This window comes from Mucilaginibacter sp. NFR10 (genome assembly GCF_900100445.1).
Taxonomy (GTDB): Bacteria; Bacteroidota; Bacteroidia; order Sphingobacteriales; family Sphingobacteriaceae; genus Mucilaginibacter; species Mucilaginibacter rubeus.
This window is the reverse complement of sequence record NZ_FMTV01000012.1, coordinates 42,925-57,962: the sequence shown is the minus strand read 5'-3', so window position 1 is coordinate 57,962 and position 15,038 is coordinate 42,925. Positions and strand designations below refer to the sequence as shown.

The 15,038-nt window shown below is 43.8% G+C and carries 12 protein-coding genes; 4 read left to right on the top strand and 8 right to left on the bottom strand.

The features are described from left to right. Window positions 1-160: 160 nt before the first annotated feature. The 3 genes from BLP33_RS25555 to BLP33_RS25545 all read right to left on the bottom strand — a co-directional run bounded on the left by BLP33_RS25555 (window position 161) and on the right by BLP33_RS25545 (window position 4,504). The gene (locus BLP33_RS25555; RefSeq protein ID WP_090534548.1) at window positions 161-694 is read right to left on the bottom strand and encodes a phage integrase SAM-like domain-containing protein; all 534 of its coding nucleotides are present in this window, start codon (window positions 692-694) and stop codon (window positions 161-163) included. 308 nt (window positions 695-1,002) lie between these two features. Beyond that, window positions 1,003-3,918 (bottom strand): hybrid sensor histidine kinase/response regulator transcription factor, encoded by a 2,916-nt coding sequence (locus BLP33_RS25550; RefSeq protein ID WP_090534546.1) that lies wholly within the window; start codon window positions 3,916-3,918, stop codon window positions 1,003-1,005. A 112-nt stretch (window positions 3,919-4,030) separates the two neighbouring features. Continuing rightward, window positions 4,031-4,504, bottom strand: coding sequence for an SgcJ/EcaC family oxidoreductase (locus BLP33_RS25545; protein ID WP_175490118.1), 474 nt, complete (start codon window positions 4,502-4,504; stop codon window positions 4,031-4,033). A 315-nt stretch (window positions 4,505-4,819) separates the two neighbouring features. Between BLP33_RS25545 and BLP33_RS25540 the strand changes: the two genes are divergently transcribed. From BLP33_RS25540 to BLP33_RS25530, 3 genes are read left to right on the top strand one after another with little or no spacing between them, the layout of a single operon-like run. Further along, a complete protein-coding gene (locus tag BLP33_RS25540; RefSeq protein WP_139160076.1) occupies window positions 4,820-5,620 on the top strand; it encodes a hypothetical protein in 801 nt (266 codons plus the stop codon). Window positions 5,621-5,636: 16 nt separating this feature from the next. After that, window positions 5,637-6,122 (top strand): hypothetical protein, encoded by a 486-nt coding sequence (locus BLP33_RS25535; protein ID WP_090534539.1) that lies wholly within the window; start codon window positions 5,637-5,639, stop codon window positions 6,120-6,122. A gap of 43 nt (window positions 6,123-6,165) precedes the next feature. After that, on the top strand, window positions 6,166-6,366 hold the full coding sequence (locus BLP33_RS25530; protein ID WP_090534537.1) for a hypothetical protein: 201 nt from the start codon (window positions 6,166-6,168) through the stop codon (window positions 6,364-6,366). Between the two features lie 276 nt (window positions 6,367-6,642). Here the strand turns inward: BLP33_RS25530 and BLP33_RS25525 are convergent, their stop codons facing one another. Next, on the bottom strand, window positions 6,643-7,908 hold the full coding sequence (locus tag BLP33_RS25525) for an amidohydrolase family protein (RefSeq protein WP_090534535.1): 1,266 nt from the start codon (window positions 7,906-7,908) through the stop codon (window positions 6,643-6,645). A gap of 187 nt (window positions 7,909-8,095) precedes the next feature. Here BLP33_RS25525 and BLP33_RS25520 point away from each other — a divergent pair, with 187 nt between their 5' ends. Continuing rightward, a complete protein-coding gene (locus BLP33_RS25520) occupies window positions 8,096-8,962 on the top strand; it encodes an NmrA family NAD(P)-binding protein (protein ID WP_175490117.1) in 867 nt (288 codons plus the stop codon). Here BLP33_RS25520 and BLP33_RS27590 read toward each other — a convergent pair. From BLP33_RS27590 to BLP33_RS25500, 4 genes are all read right to left on the bottom strand, one after another. Continuing rightward, complete coding sequence (locus tag BLP33_RS27590) at window positions 8,949-9,098, bottom strand: hypothetical protein (RefSeq protein ID WP_090534531.1); 150 nt, start codon at window positions 9,096-9,098, stop codon at window positions 8,949-8,951. The two genes, BLP33_RS25520 and BLP33_RS27590, sit on opposite strands and share 14 nt — an antisense overlap. 158 nt (window positions 9,099-9,256) lie before the next feature. After that, complete coding sequence (locus BLP33_RS25510) at window positions 9,257-10,405, bottom strand: FAD-dependent oxidoreductase (protein ID WP_090534529.1); 1,149 nt, start codon at window positions 10,403-10,405, stop codon at window positions 9,257-9,259. Between the two features lie 30 nt (window positions 10,406-10,435). Continuing rightward, window positions 10,436-11,191: a helix-turn-helix domain-containing protein gene (locus BLP33_RS25505; protein ID WP_090534527.1), complete on the bottom strand. Its 756-nt coding sequence runs from the start codon at window positions 11,189-11,191 to the stop codon at window positions 10,436-10,438. Between the two features lie 69 nt (window positions 11,192-11,260). Then, a complete protein-coding gene (locus BLP33_RS25500) occupies window positions 11,261-14,995 on the bottom strand; it encodes an ATP-binding protein (RefSeq protein WP_139160075.1) in 3,735 nt (1,244 codons plus the stop codon). Window positions 14,996-15,038 lie beyond the last annotated feature (43 nt).

Sequence of the window (15,038 nt, the reverse complement as noted above, 5' to 3'; positions counted from 1 at the left end):
TCGGCTTCATCAAGACCTATTTTAGCAGAGCCTGTCAATTTGATAGGAATTTTCCCTTTAGAGCCAAATGGATAGTCGTCACGACTTCCACGTTTAGCAGTGATCGCCCTGTTGTAAATTGTCCTAATAGTTATTAAATAGTTTGTGATTGTACGCTCACTTAATGGTTTAACCTTTGTATTTCATTATAACGTCGCGTCCTACATTGTCTTAAAAAAATAATATATCGCTGTAAAAACTCCGGAGTAATCTCTTTAAATGTAATCTTATCTGTACCCGCAAATGTATACAGCTTTTTTATCCGAATCATTTCTGACCTATGAGTATCATAGTTTCCTAGTGCTTTCTGATCCTGTAAAAACTGGTCGGCAAATTCTTTAAAATAAATTACCTTATGTTCTAATGATTTTAAGCTGGTCTTAACGGCCTTTGCTGATGTTTGTCCTTTTGTCTCCATCTCAAGAGCTTTGTCGTTAGCTTTAGCAAGCTCACTCAACAAGAAATTATTGAGGCGTACCGCGTTTGGATGAGAACTTTTGACACTTTGCTTTTTTTCATCCCATTGTTCTAACTTATCTAACTTTTGTCCCGTCATGATGTACGACGGTTTCCGATTGATGGTAATTCGCACGGAAATTGGAAACTTGCCGTCTTTTTTTGGGCGTTTCCAGATGTACAGATCTACTGTTGCCATTACTTAAATTTTGATGTAATGGCTGGCCAGCCGTACCAGTAAAATTAGCCGTTTTATTAAAACAATGTTTAAACAATAGCGGGTCTCTTAAGGTCAAAGTTGGCCTCGAGATGATTTTTAAAAATCACAAAGAAACTCATCTTTAGTAATTTATGAACCTTTTTTGACTTTATTTTAGCCAGTTCATAACCCTAAGGTCGGCAGTTCGATCCTGCTCCCCGCTACTTAAAGATGAAGCAGTTACAGTGAAACGTAGCTGCTTTCGTTTTTTCTGGTCATACAGTGTTCCTGCCCCCTTAATAATGGAGTTAATGCAATGAATTTACCTGCTTGGGCGAAAAACCGAAATGCCGTGAAAAACTTGCTGAAAAACTTGCCGGACTGCTGAAACCGACCTGGTAAGCTACTTCAGCAATGGTGGCTGTGCGGCGCGCCAGGAGATCGTGTGCATGTTGTAGCCGTATTTCGCGTACCAGTTCGCCAGGGGCCCGGCCAGTTATTGCCTTTAATTTTCGATGCAGCTGAATCCTGCTCATACCAATATCCCCGGCCAGCTGATCGGTTCCATAGCTGTTGTCATCCAGGTTATTTTCAACTGCGGCTTTTATCTTATTTAAAAAAGCCTGCTCTATCGTTGGCATATTGGGCAACTCTATTAGCCATCTCTTGTGCATTGCAATATGTTGTTTCAAAACATTGCGCGTCCCGATCAGGTTCCCGATCAGGGCCAGCAGTTCGCGCTTCTCAAAGGGTTTGGCAAGATAAGCATCAGCTCCTGTTTGAATACCTTTTACACGGCTATCTATGTCGGCCTTTGCTGTCAGCATGATGACCGGGATATGGCTTGTCCGTTCGTCTTTTTTCAATATCCCGCACAACTCATAACCATCTGTATCGGGCATCATCACATCGGTAATAATGAGTGCAGGGATTTGTTCTATACCCATTGTGATTCCCGCCTTGCCGTCCGAAGCGGTAATTACCCGGTACTGCTCCGCAAGCTGGCGTTCAATAAAGTCCCGGAGTTCCCGGTGATCCTCTACCAGCAAAATCAAGTCCATATCGGTCTCGGTTTTATCAGGTTTTGCTTCTTCGCTTTCAGCGGCTGCATTCATAGTCTTAAACTCCACTACACCCTCATGACCGCCCGCCGCTTCGTCTAAAGGCAACTGGATCACCACTTCGGTAAATGCCCCCTCCCAGCTATTTGCCGCAATACTGCCGCCCATTAGCTCAATCAGTTCTTTACAAAGTGCCAAACCGATCCCGCTTCCTTCTGCAGCCTGACTGCCCGGCGAATTGACCTGGTAAAAACGACTGAAAATATAGGGAAGCTTTGGTCTGGGTATCCCTTTACCTGTATCGCGAACGCGAACTACATATTGATTCCCGGGCACCCCATCATCGTGATAGAGAAAAATCTCCACCCTGCCGACCTCCGTGAATTTTACCGCATTCCCGATAACGTTCAGCATGACCTTATCCAATTTATCCCGGTCTGCCATTACCCAAAGTTCGCGGTAGTTTGACCGGAAATGCAGTGTGATGCCCTTTTGCAATGCAAGCGGCTCGAAACTTTGGACATGGCCTAATAACAATGCGTTTAAATCGAGCGGTTCGTACAACAATTCCATTAATCCCTGCTCCAGTTTACTCAGATCAAGCAACTGGTTGATGAGCCTCAGCAAGCGCTCAGCATTATTCAGGATCATCCGGTAATCCCGCAGTAATGATGGATCGGCGGTCTTGCCGGCAAGTTCCTTAACCGGATTGAGGATGAGCGTTAACGGCGTCCGGAATTCGTGCGCAATATTGCCGAAAAACCTTGATTTAACAGCGTCCAGTTCACGCAGCTTATCTGCCTTTTCTTTTAGTTCTGCTGTGCGTTGCTGTACAATAGCTTCTAACTTCCGGGCCTCAGCCGCAACCATTTCGGTTCTTTCAGCTTCTTTTAACAGTGCAGAAGCCGACAATGCTTCAACCTCGGCCAGTTGCGCGGCCAATTGCTGGTTTGTGCCGGCATAATCGAGCGCGAGATAAAGGGACAGGCAAACCGGTAAAACAAGTTCGCCCGCACTCATCACAAATACCCGCATTGAATTATAACCGTAAGGCCATACGCTGAACGTATCATCCCAGCAAAAAATATAAACCAGGAAAACTGCCATTACACCCGTTGTAACCAACCAGGCCTTACGCCTGCCTTTACGTATAAGGTGATATACACAGATAAAGCCATCCACATTACAAACCAGGAAAACTGATGAAAAAAAATCAGGAAAATCAGTTTCCTTTAATATATAAAATTTATAAAAGTAAAAAAGTAAATAGGCCGAGCATACGCACGCCAGGGTAACCTGGCGCCAGCGATGTACCTGGCCATAATCTAACTTATACAACAAAATGAGCCCCCACCACAAAAGCAACACCTTCAGGTTATAGATCATGTAATGAGCAATATATTGCAGCTGCGGATGGGCGGTTAAATAAAAAAGGTATACACACCCGCTGGTGATGCCCGTTAGCATAACAAACAATGCGTAATAAAAATTAAGCTTCTGCTTCGGATAAAACAGAAAAAGCAAAAAGTGCAGCAGGCCAAGAATGAAAGCTGCGGCGGCACACATTGGCACAAAATTATATAGCGTCCGGGCACGCATTATACGCTTGCTATACAAATCGTAATTGGTAAGTAACACCTCAAAGCCTACAAAATTACGGTACACACCAAAAGGGTTGGCGTAATGAATAGTTACCAGATGCGGCGCATTGCCCTTTAACCAAAAGGGTATCATCTCCAATGGTGCCCGGTTGGCTTCCGTTGCTTCAACCGGGTGGCCGATTTTGCCATAGCCGCCTATTGGCTCACCATCAATAAATATTTCTGACGCGCCATCATGATTAATGCGCAGGCCAAATTTTTGGCCTGCCACATCCTTACCTGCTTTTACCCAAATATTAAACCAGCCAATACCTTTCCACCCGGCGGGTAGTTTGTCTGCGCCAAACGCCGTATACCGTACAGTCCCCCAGCCGCCGGAACGAACATCAGGCGGTGTATTTGCGTTATTTATTTCAGGATGAAAGAACCAGTGTTTATCACGCAGTGATATTTCATTGTAGGCGCCGAAATCTTTATGATGCAGAATTACCGTGTCTTGCGCATTGGCCGTACCGTACAAAGCCAAAAGCAACAAGACGAAGGTACATTTAGCTGGATGCATGTTGAGATTAAGTTTGCGTAAAACTGCCGGGATTTTATAATCAAAAATATATTATATTTATTATAATATACAGATACTACAGGGCTTTATTCATAACAGAGCGGCCTTAATATTAGTTAATGCCTTTTTCAAGCTGGGCGTTTTGACCCGCAAATATCTTCCATTCACCGTCCCGTTTTACCACGACGATCATCCTGCGAAACTCAAACGTTTGACCCGGATATCGTTCGTCGCCGGCAAGACCCGTTCGTACGTGTACAACCGCAAGGTCCTGATTAAGATAGATAATATCTTCAACAGCCCGGGTATAGTACCGGGTGTTTTTAAAATAAGTATTATGAACCTGCTTATAATGCCTAAAAATATCATCCCGCCCTTTATAGTAGGCGCCAAACCAGTTTACCCAGGTAGCATCAGAGGTGTAGTTGGCCGCCAGTTTTTCCGGGTTATGGCTATTCCATGCATCTTCATAATTCTTGATCATCTGCCGTATCGCAGCGTTGTTCGATGCAGTGTCAGGCTGCCGGGCCAGTACGCTGGGACTGCATAGCCATATCAGAAGTATCAGGCTTGTTATCTTTTTCATAGGTATTATATACAGGTGGACAAACATCCATAGCGGATACTACAAATAAAGGTGATACTTCATGATGTTACTTATGTTTATGTTACAAATCCGTTACCTTTTGTTACATACAGCTAAACCCGCCCTATTCATGAAACGATTTCGAACTGATTTGTAACAACCGCGAAACTAACTTTCCCAACAGTCTCTTTTTTTTGTAATAACAATTTTGCCTCCGGGGCATTACGGCGCTTCCTGTTGAAAGCGCTGGTTACAATAACAAGACTTACCTATGAAAAAATTATTAAAACTAACGGAGGTAAAATTATTTACACCATGAAAACTTCAAAACCATTGTTTGCAATAATATTTGTTGCAACGGCAGCTATATCTTGCTCAAAAGATGCCAAAACCCCACCCGCCCAGGAGGTGACACCATTGGTAAAGCAAATGGTGATCACTTATCCTTACATAAGGAGCGTATATAATAACACTTACGATGACCAGAAACGATTAGCCACCGTAGGAAATGCCAATAACATCATCACTTATAATGCCGGCGGTTTTGAGATATCACAGCCTTATAACGCCGATAAATTAATTACGGATGTTACTTTAGATAACAGCGGACGTATTGGAACGGTTCTTAGTTATCCGAGTACTAACGAAAGATATAACTCAATCTTCAGCTATGACGCGAAAGGCCGCCTGGCCAAAATAGTCCAAACAGGTACATATTACGGAAGGGTGGTCCGTCATTTGACATTTATTTACACATGGGATGATAACGACAATTTGTTAAGCAGCAGGATCATCAGCGATAATGACGATAGTACGGTAACCTATTCAGGATTCTCGGCCGAAAACGTAAACACATTAAAAGGCAGCAATTTTGGATTCGATTATTTTGGCACCGCAGACTATCCGAGCGACTTTGTACCTAACGATAACGGCGGGAGCGGCGTAACTTTCCCATCGATATACGCAGGTAAAATTTTGCCAACACAGGTAAAAGGTCCGGGCTACACCCGCAATCTCACTTATCACAAAAATGCCCAGGGATATATCGACAGAATAGAAACGAACAACCCGGCTTCTGCTGTCGATCATACAATAACTGATATCGCCTATCAATAAAAAACAGCCCGACACCATGAAAACATTATCAATCATTACGCTGATATATTGCTGCACGGCGCTTACCGCATGCAATTTTAGCAAGGGCGCCAAAAAAGACCTCAGTACAGGATTGTCCTACAATTACAATGGCTTTAGCGTGCGGAATGTTTTACTGATTGATGCATCAGGCACGCCATTGAGCAGCAACAAGGTATCATTAAACACGCGTGTATCCGTTGCAGCCCTGGGCATCATCAATTACGGATTAAAGGACGGAAAAGTTTATCCGGGTATGATGCTGGCCGTTACCGATCAGAAAGGTAACCCGGTGATCAAGTCTGCCGACCTTTTTGCAGGCGGCAAAGGTTATCCGCCGGCAGGAGCAACCGAATTACGGGGTGATATCACAATTGCACAGCCCATGGCATCCGGGCAGGTTTATCATGTCAACGTGCGCATATGGGATAAAGTAAAAGCAGGCAACGAGATCAATGCCGAAGCCGACCTTGTCGTACAGTGATTGATCGCTATGTACATTATTGATAATCTTTAAATTTCTTATTATGGTTATTTTCATGCGCAGAAAGCCTGCGCTTATTTATGGCACCATCCTCGGCACGATATGCCTGCTGGGCGGTGTTATGCAAAGTAAAGCTGAGACAGCATTGGTTGGGTTCCTGATGCTTATTTACACCGTTGGCAGTCTGATTATGGACAAAAGAAAAAAAGAAGCTGCAAAAGAACAGGGTTCAAAAGCTCAATAAGGTAGTGCGTTTAATTTGTAAAGCCGCTTAGTAATCCATGGCGGAGTGAGAGAGCTAAATGAACCTGCCTCCTTATGTTACCCATGACAACTTAAAAAAATGGGTGTCATACTGAGCCCATCGAAGTATGGCGGGCGGGCCTCTGCGCACGAGTCTTCGACAGGCTCAGACTGACAGGCCCTCTTTGTCATCTAACCTTCAGAGGCCCCTGATTTAAACACTCAGCAAGAGATGGGCCACGCCTAAGTTATATTGAAGAAAAAGCTATTATAGTTGTTACCTGTTGTAGATCCTGCCGCCTTTGATCACTAATTTTACTTTTGTGATGTTATCGATAGATGCCAAAGGATCAGCATCCAATACGATCAGATCGGCATCCATTCCTGCTTTAACGAGTCCTTTTCGCCCTTGTAGCCCGATGGCTGCGGCGCTGTTTTGGGTGGCGGCTATGATGGCATCTATAGGGCTGAAACCAGCATCCGTCACGAACAGGCGCATTTCTTCCGGAACAAATTTTTCCTGGTCGTCATCGGTGCCGGCGCAAATGGCTACCCCTGCACGATAAGCCCGAGCAACGATCCGTTTACCGATCTCATAGTCCCATATAGCAGCCGAATCCTGGCTTGCCCAAACCTTGTAGGTAAGTAAAGTGGCGTCCAGAATGGTGTGATGCGCTCGCATCAGATCAAAAAGCCCGTGCAGATCAGGCGTCACCCGATCCCAATACGCGGCGTTATGCCCGGCTTTTTTCCAGGCTTCCGGTATTTGTGCCTTTTCACGGACCAGCAGCGGCACGTGCGAAATGGAGATCAGTCCTGCCCGGACAAGGTCGGACGGCCCTGCGCCCTGCAGCCAGGCATGCCCCCAAACGGGCATCTGCTGTTTCTGTGCTTCCGTCATTATCCGGTTAACCTGCCCGGTGGTCAGGTTAGCATAGAGCTTGATGCCGCTCGCGCCGCTGCCCTTGGCTTCGGCTATTGCCAGTGTCAGGTTTGTGGAGTCGCTGATAGCCTGCATATAGGGCATTTTCCCGTTAATACCGCCTCTTGTTGACGTCGCTGTTCGCGGGTCACTGAAGAACACGGTACCGGCCATAAGGGCAGAATAACAGATTTCAGGTGACGTGATCTCTCCGAGCCGTGCATCGCGGGCCAAACCGGCAAGTACACGTCCGTCACCGGCCATATCCCTCACACAGGTCACACCGCTACACAGCATACGCTTCAGCACATCAAGTGTGTGCGCGCGGTTGTCTACACCGCTCGGATCGGTTGCCATATGCACATGACTATCGACCAGGCCCGGCAAGAGTGATTTCCCTCCGAGGTTGATTACTATAGCAGAATCCGGAATGGTGTGCTCCCCGGCCGTAAAAGTAAGGCTGATCTTATCATCACAAATAAACACTGTTTGACGGGGAAGCGGCACCCGGTGTTCTGCATCAATGATGGTCGCATTGGTCAGTACAAGCAATCCGGGTTTGTACTGGGCCCAAACGGCGACTGGCGCCAACAACAGGAATGAAATTATATACTTGATCATAGGCTTTGCTGCTTTTTGACAGCTTGCCCAATTTAAGCAATTTCGCAGAAAGCATCGTTCGGTGATGCCTTGACAATTCCTTGCGGATGCATGTAGAAATGGCCGACGGTTGGGATGACGAAAAACAAAAAATCGTTGCGGACTTCTGGCAAGTTTTTACGGCATGAATATTGAAATTAATAGCGTTATGAAATACACACACGCTATTTTAGGAGGAACCGGCCATATCGGTGCCGCGCTTTCGACCGCTTTGCTGCAAAAACAACAAAAGGTCATGATCATTGGCCATGATCCAGCTAAAGCTGCCGAATGGATTGTTAAGAGGGCAGCTTATGAGGTTGCAGACATCTGGGACACAGCCCGTTTAAAAGAACTGTTCGGACAGGCGGAGCGCCTGTTTGTGCTGAACCCGAATGCGGCTCCCGATAAAGATATCGATGCGGTGGAAAGGGAACAGATCGGCAGTATCCTAAACGCGCTTGAAGGGTCGGAACTGAAAAAGATCGTCGCCGCTTCTACCTATGGCGCACAGCCCGGAGATCATATTTTTGACCTCGGTGCGCTGTATGAATTAGAGCAGGGCTTAGCCAAATTGGACATCCCGCTGGCAGTGATCCGCAGCGCTTATTACATGAGCAATTTTGACCAGGCAATACCAGCCGTCCGGGAAAAGGGAGAATTGACCACTTTGTTTCCGGCGGACTTTAAGCTGCCCATGGTCGCGCCGGCAGATATCGGTGCATTTGCAGCCAAATTAATGCTGGATGACCGGACCGGGCTGTTCTTCCTGGAAGGGCCTGAAACCTATTCTAATCAGGATGTGGCTGAAACATTCGGTAAGCTATTGCACAAAACGGTAAACGTGGTGACTATCCCGGAAGCTGGTTGGAAAGACTTTCTGATAAAGGGCGGCTTTTCCGAAAAAGCGGCGGCATCTTTCGCTAATATGACGAGACTTACCATTAGCCAGCAATCGGAAATACCAACCGCCCAACACGGGCCTACCACCTTGTTTCACTACCTGGAAAAGCAATTGCAGGTTAATGGTGCTTAAAATACTGTATCTCTTTTTCGTGTTTCATTGCGGCTTCTTTTGAATCGAAAGTGCCGAGATTTTTACGCTTGTGGGTTTCAGGATCAACCTTTTTGGAGTAGATCCTGTATTGCCCTGATTTTAATTTCCTGATCATTATTTATTAACATACCGCGAGCGGCAATGTTTACGCAAACAAACAATAGAACGTATTAGCCGTGATACCCCGGCAATATTGACAAATGGCCACGAGGTAAAAGTCGTGACATGGCAACAGAATACCGCAGCCTTTTTATTCTAATCGACTTAATATATTCAGTGCTGATTAAAGAATTCGGCCATTTGCGCCAAACCAGTTTTTGAAAACATTCTCTCCGAATTTTCCAGCGTGTCTTTTGTGGCTTCCGCTCCTCTTGCAACCATTTCTTTTTCAAAATGGGCAATCGCTGTTTTGATATCAGTAAATTGATTTCCGGTTAAACATTCGGCCAGTTCAAACGAATCCTGCAATGCTACATTAGCACCTTCGCCTGCATATGGTGGCATCCGGTGTGCGGCATCCCCAATCATTGTAAGGCTCTCATCCGTTTCCCAGCTTTGATTTAATGGGAAATAATATTGCGGACGGGGAATGAAACAAACCACCTCATTTGTAAAAAACTCATGCCATTCATCGCTCCAGCTGGCAAAATCTTTCTTAAACCATTCAAAAACTTCCTCTCTGTTATTGAAATTAATGCCGCTTTGTTCCAGCCAGTTTTCGGGTGTTTTAAAATTCACCACAAACATAATTGAGCCATCGGCTTTTGTGCCATAACCTACAAATCGCCCGTCATCAAACGCCATTACTTTTCCTCCTTTTGCAAAGGAAAAAAGTTTTGGAGTGTATTTTTCAGCGTTGTAAATGTTGCCTTCAATCAGCGTGATACCTGAATAAACCGGTTCAACGTCACTTAAATAAGGCCGCACTTTTGAATTGGCTCCGTCAGCCGCAATTACCAGATCGGCATAGGCGTTCGATCCGTTTTTAAAAAACAAACGCCAGCCTTTTCTTTCTCTTTCCATTGAAATGAAATGGCTGTCCCATACCACGGTATCGGGCTGCAATGAGTTCAATAAAATATCCCGCAAAGGCGCGCGGTCTATTTCGGGGCGGGTTTCCGCGGTAATAGTCGCAAAATTGTGGTCATCAAATGTAATATTGAGCATTCTATCCACAAGCAGCATCTTACTTGCTACAGGACGGTGGTATTTATAAAATTCATCCAGCAAACCGCTCCGTTTCAGCGCTTCCAGTCCTGTGCCTTCATGCAGGTCGAGCGTGGCACCCTGCACCCGTACATTTCTGTCCATATCCCGTTCATATACTTTTACATTTGCACCTTTAAGTTGTAAAAGCCTTGCTAAGGCCAGCCCCGCCGGTCCACCACCTACTATGGCAACCTGTTTATTATCTAATAACATAATTTTTCATCGTTTAATTACGATGCAAAATTATTTCTGCCTGATGGCCGATAATAGTATAAATCGGTCGTTTTTGTTTTTAGATAATTCTTTAGGTACAACGCCCGAAAACTTTTTCACTTCTTTGATAAAGTGGTTCTGGTCAAAAAAGTTCTCTTCCGGAAACAGCCGGCCGTCTGCAATATGCTCCAACGAGGCGCGGAAACGAAGAATATTGCAATAGGCTTTAAGTGAGATCCCGAATTGCTGATTAAAGTAACGATTTATCTGCCTGCTGCTCCAAAACACTTTTTCGGAAAGCTCTTTAACCGTGATCCTCCCTTTCGTTAGATAAATCAGTTCAAACAATTTTCGTTTACGTTCATCTATGCCTTCCGGAATAAGTGATCTGATCTTTTGCGTTGCTTTTTCAACAAAGCAGTCAAAATCCAGCAAATCGTTTTCTGTAAACCCCCAATAGCCTTCCGGTAAAAATCTGCCACCGTTTACTATATCGGCAATGGCCTCTCCAAAAATATACTCGACGGCAAGCAATTTGAAGCTAATGCAGAATATTACGCTATTGGCCGAAACTTTGGCCTGTTCAAACTGGGTTAGTCCTCCAAGCTGTGCAATACTAAAAGGCTGTGTAGCGGATTTAAAAAGCAATATATCAATAAGTCCGTCGGGTAACCCTGTTGTATCTTTATCGGCGTCCGATAGGTTACGTAAAAACCAAAAACTATCAACAAAATCCGAAAGTGGTTTACCGGGCTTAACAATTCTGTATTCCAGGTTATTGCTCATAGCTTTTGTGAATTGCGGTGTTGTATTGTAAATCCGCTGTTTACCTTTGATTTACCTGCGGTTTAATTATTAAGCAGCAGGTAAACTTAAATAAAATGTGGTTCCTGTGCCCATAGTTGTTTCAAACCAAATTTTGCCGTTGGCATTTTCAATAGAGTTTTTGATGAATGCAAGGCCTAAACCCGTTCCGGAGCTTTTGGTGGTAAAGTTTGGCTCAAAGATCTTTTCACGCATCTCTTCCGGAATCCCGTTACCGTTATCTTTGATGGTAAGCAGGATATTTTTGCTGGTTACCAGGTAATTGATATCTATGATGCACTTCCTATCCTGAGGGGTGGCTTCAATAGCATTTTTCAACAGGTTATTAAAACAGCGCAATAGCTGGTCGCGGTCGGCATTGATAATGAACGAATTCTCTGGTTGCAGATAGGTGATCTGCACATTATCCATCTGTTTAAAAATGGTAACTGCCTGGTTCAACATATCAAAAATATTGATCTGCTCAATGCGGGTATCCGGCATCTTGGCAAATGCCGAAAACTCCGACGCTATCGACGACAGGCTTTCAATCTGCTCCACAAATGACTTGCTGAAACGTTCAAATTTTTGATCAAACCTGGGATCTTTGTCCTTCCATGATTTATCAAGCAGTTGTAAGCCCAGTTTTAGCGGCGTTAGCGGGTTTTTAATTTCATGCGCAACCTGCTTGGCCATTTCGCGCCAGGCGCTTTCGCGTTCGGATTGTGCCAGCCGCTGGGCGCTGTTTTCCAGGGCCGATATCATTTTGTTATACTCTTTAACCAATGCGCCGATCTCGTCATCGCGCGACCATTTGATGTGTTCGTTCTTTTTACCGTAGATGGTTTTGCTGAGGCTTTGTTGTATAAAGTTTAAGGGCGCGGTTATCTGCCTTGCTATAATAATGGCAAACAAGCCAATTGCTATAAAAACAATGGCGTAAACGTTTATCATCACATTAAGCAATGAGCTTATGCGCTCGCGGTAATCGGCTTCATTACTAAAATAAGGAAGTTGGATATAGGCAACCGTTTTGTTTGATGCAGTAAGGGTTACCGGGGCATAGGCCGCTTTATAGCTCAGTTCGCCAATTTTCTCGTCGTTTACGAACTCGGTTTTTTGCAATTTGCTCAAAAAGATGAATGCACGGGCGTTCATCCGTTTTGCCACGAGGCCGTTTTCATAAATTTTAGGCTGAGTGGTAAGTAAGGGAACACCGTTGGTATCAAACAAAGTAAGATCGGTTGCGTAAGTATTGGCCAATTCATTAAAATGAACCTGGCTCTCCTCATTGAGATGCTCAACATACTGGGTAAAAAGACCGTTTTCAAATGCCGATGCTATACGGGTTATTTTATCCCTGATCATTTTTTCCTGCTGGGTATAGTACTGGTTACTGATGGATAAAAAAGTAATAAAACCAACAAGCACCAGGGTAACCACTACGGCCAGTATCATCGAGATCTGGATGCGGGTTTTATACAATACCTTATCAAAATTTATCCTGAAGTTTATCTTCAGCCCGTCTTCGGCTATGTTAAAGATCTTGATGCGGGCCCATGACCATTTTAAAGTGATGATAACCGCGCTGAATATCAGTATAACCACCAAAAAGAAGGTGAGCGAAGTAACCGCATAGTAAAGTGAGTTTTCCTCCCTGCTAACAACAATCAGGTTTCTTTCACTGGGCCTGTATATCAGGTGATTGTATGTTGTAAAGCTTTCGTACCAGGCAGTGCTGTGGTTTTGCGTGGTTTTTTCGGTGTATTTTTTCAGGTCGCCTTTAAACTCCCTGTTATCAAGCGAGTAAACATAGGTGCCGCGCTGGCTCAGCAATTTATTATCGCTATAAAAGGCGTATGAATAATCTTTAAAGTCATTTTCAGGGCTTATGTTGCCGTCAATCAATAACTCGGGGAAAGCGCCCGATAATTGCAGCGGTTTTGATTTAAGCTCAATTACAATAGTGCCCAATTGCTTATTACTGGTATTTACAGGCAGTATGGCAAAGTAATTCTGGTACCCGAATGATTCATTTTCGCGGTAAAAATAGTCGGATACCTTAAATGAGCTATATAGTACGAGGTCTTTAAACACACTCAGCGAGTAGTTTTTATCTGCCGATGTAGGTTCATCATTGGCATCAAATTCATGAACTTTAAACTCGTACTTTGACAGGTAGCCATCAAAATAAAGTTTTTGGAAACGGGTTTTAAGATAATCGCCGTTGTGCAGGCCATTGATAAAATAGCGTACTATGGCCGTATCCGTTATAATTTGATTTTCTATCCTTTTAAAAATATAGTCGGCTGTGGCATCATCCGGGATCTCCAGTTTTTGTACCAGGGCTTTCCGGGTTTCGTGCTCTTTCAGATCTTCAAAATGATTAAGCTTAATGGCCGCTATCAGGGCACAAATAAACACGATACCTAAAAAAGATGTGGCAAAAAGCTGCCCTTTATAGTAAATAAAACTATAGCCCCTTATCAGTACCAACAGTGCCCACAATATGTAAAACAGCGTAAATTCATGAAAATAGGCAAATACGACGGTAGCCATGATAATTCCGGACAAAAACAGGAATAACTGGTGCGTTCGGGGTACGTTAAGCTTCAGACATATGGTTAAAATGATTTCATTGAGCAGGTAAAATATCAAAAAGCTAAAACACAGCATTAATACCCCCAATATGCTGAACCCCGTTAAGCTGAGTACATTGTTTACATCAAAATTGATTTTTGAGTTGATAACCAGGCCATGAAACAAACGCAATAACGATGTTGACACCCCTATAAGCGTTAAAATAGCAACAACCACAATAACATAGCCGGCAGTTTTGCTCTGCACATTGGTTAAAAACCTGCGGCGCTGCCTATACACAAAGGCTACAAACCAAAAAATGACCAGGATATTGATACAAAAATCGCCCAGCGAAGGATAAACCAGGCTTGAGCCATAAAATGCCGGATTGAAAATGCTAAGCTTATACGTAAAATCGGGCAGGTTATAATGCAGGTTAACAAACCTGAACAACGCAATATATAAAGCAAGGAATATGATAGATAATACCACATACCCTTTTGATGCCACGTAATTGCAAATATTATGCATCAGTACACAAAGCGTAATGGCGGTGAGTATCCAAAATGAAAGTTCATAATAAACAAAATCATTATTGGCGTCATTATTTTTAAGCTTTACCGAAAACAGGTAATCATTATCGCTACTATGAACTTCATAAACGTTGACATCTGTAAAATCGGCTATATCAATGTTATCATCATCGAGCAGATCCCTGGCAAATTTGTTTTGAAGGTATTTGTTCTGGAACGCGTAATTGATCTTAACCGGAATAAAGAAGATAACGGAAAAATTTCCCTCCGTTTTCCGGAACGTTTCATAATACCCATTGGGCTGCTTAATAAAGGAATAACCATCTTTAATGGTATTGGTACTATCGGGCAATACTTTTATGCCACTCCAAAAGCTTAATTTATTATTGGTTAAGGTTATAAACCAAATGTTGTTTTGGGTGGTAAAATTTTCAATAGCATTAATAGCGTCCTGCTCATTATTGCGCAGGTTCATCATCTTTTTAAAACGTTCGGTGCCGTTAAGCTGTTTATTTATAAACGCTTCTTTGTTATGGAGGTTATCTTCCAGTATCCGGGCAGACTGCACAAGGCTGTTTACGGGCGTATATGTTTTTTGAACAATAACGGCCGTAAGCAGCAAACTAAGCCCTAAAAGGGCAAGCAATAGGCGTATTTTTCCGGAAGTAGTCAAGATGTTGCTATACTATGGATTTTTTGTTTAATACAAGCCTATA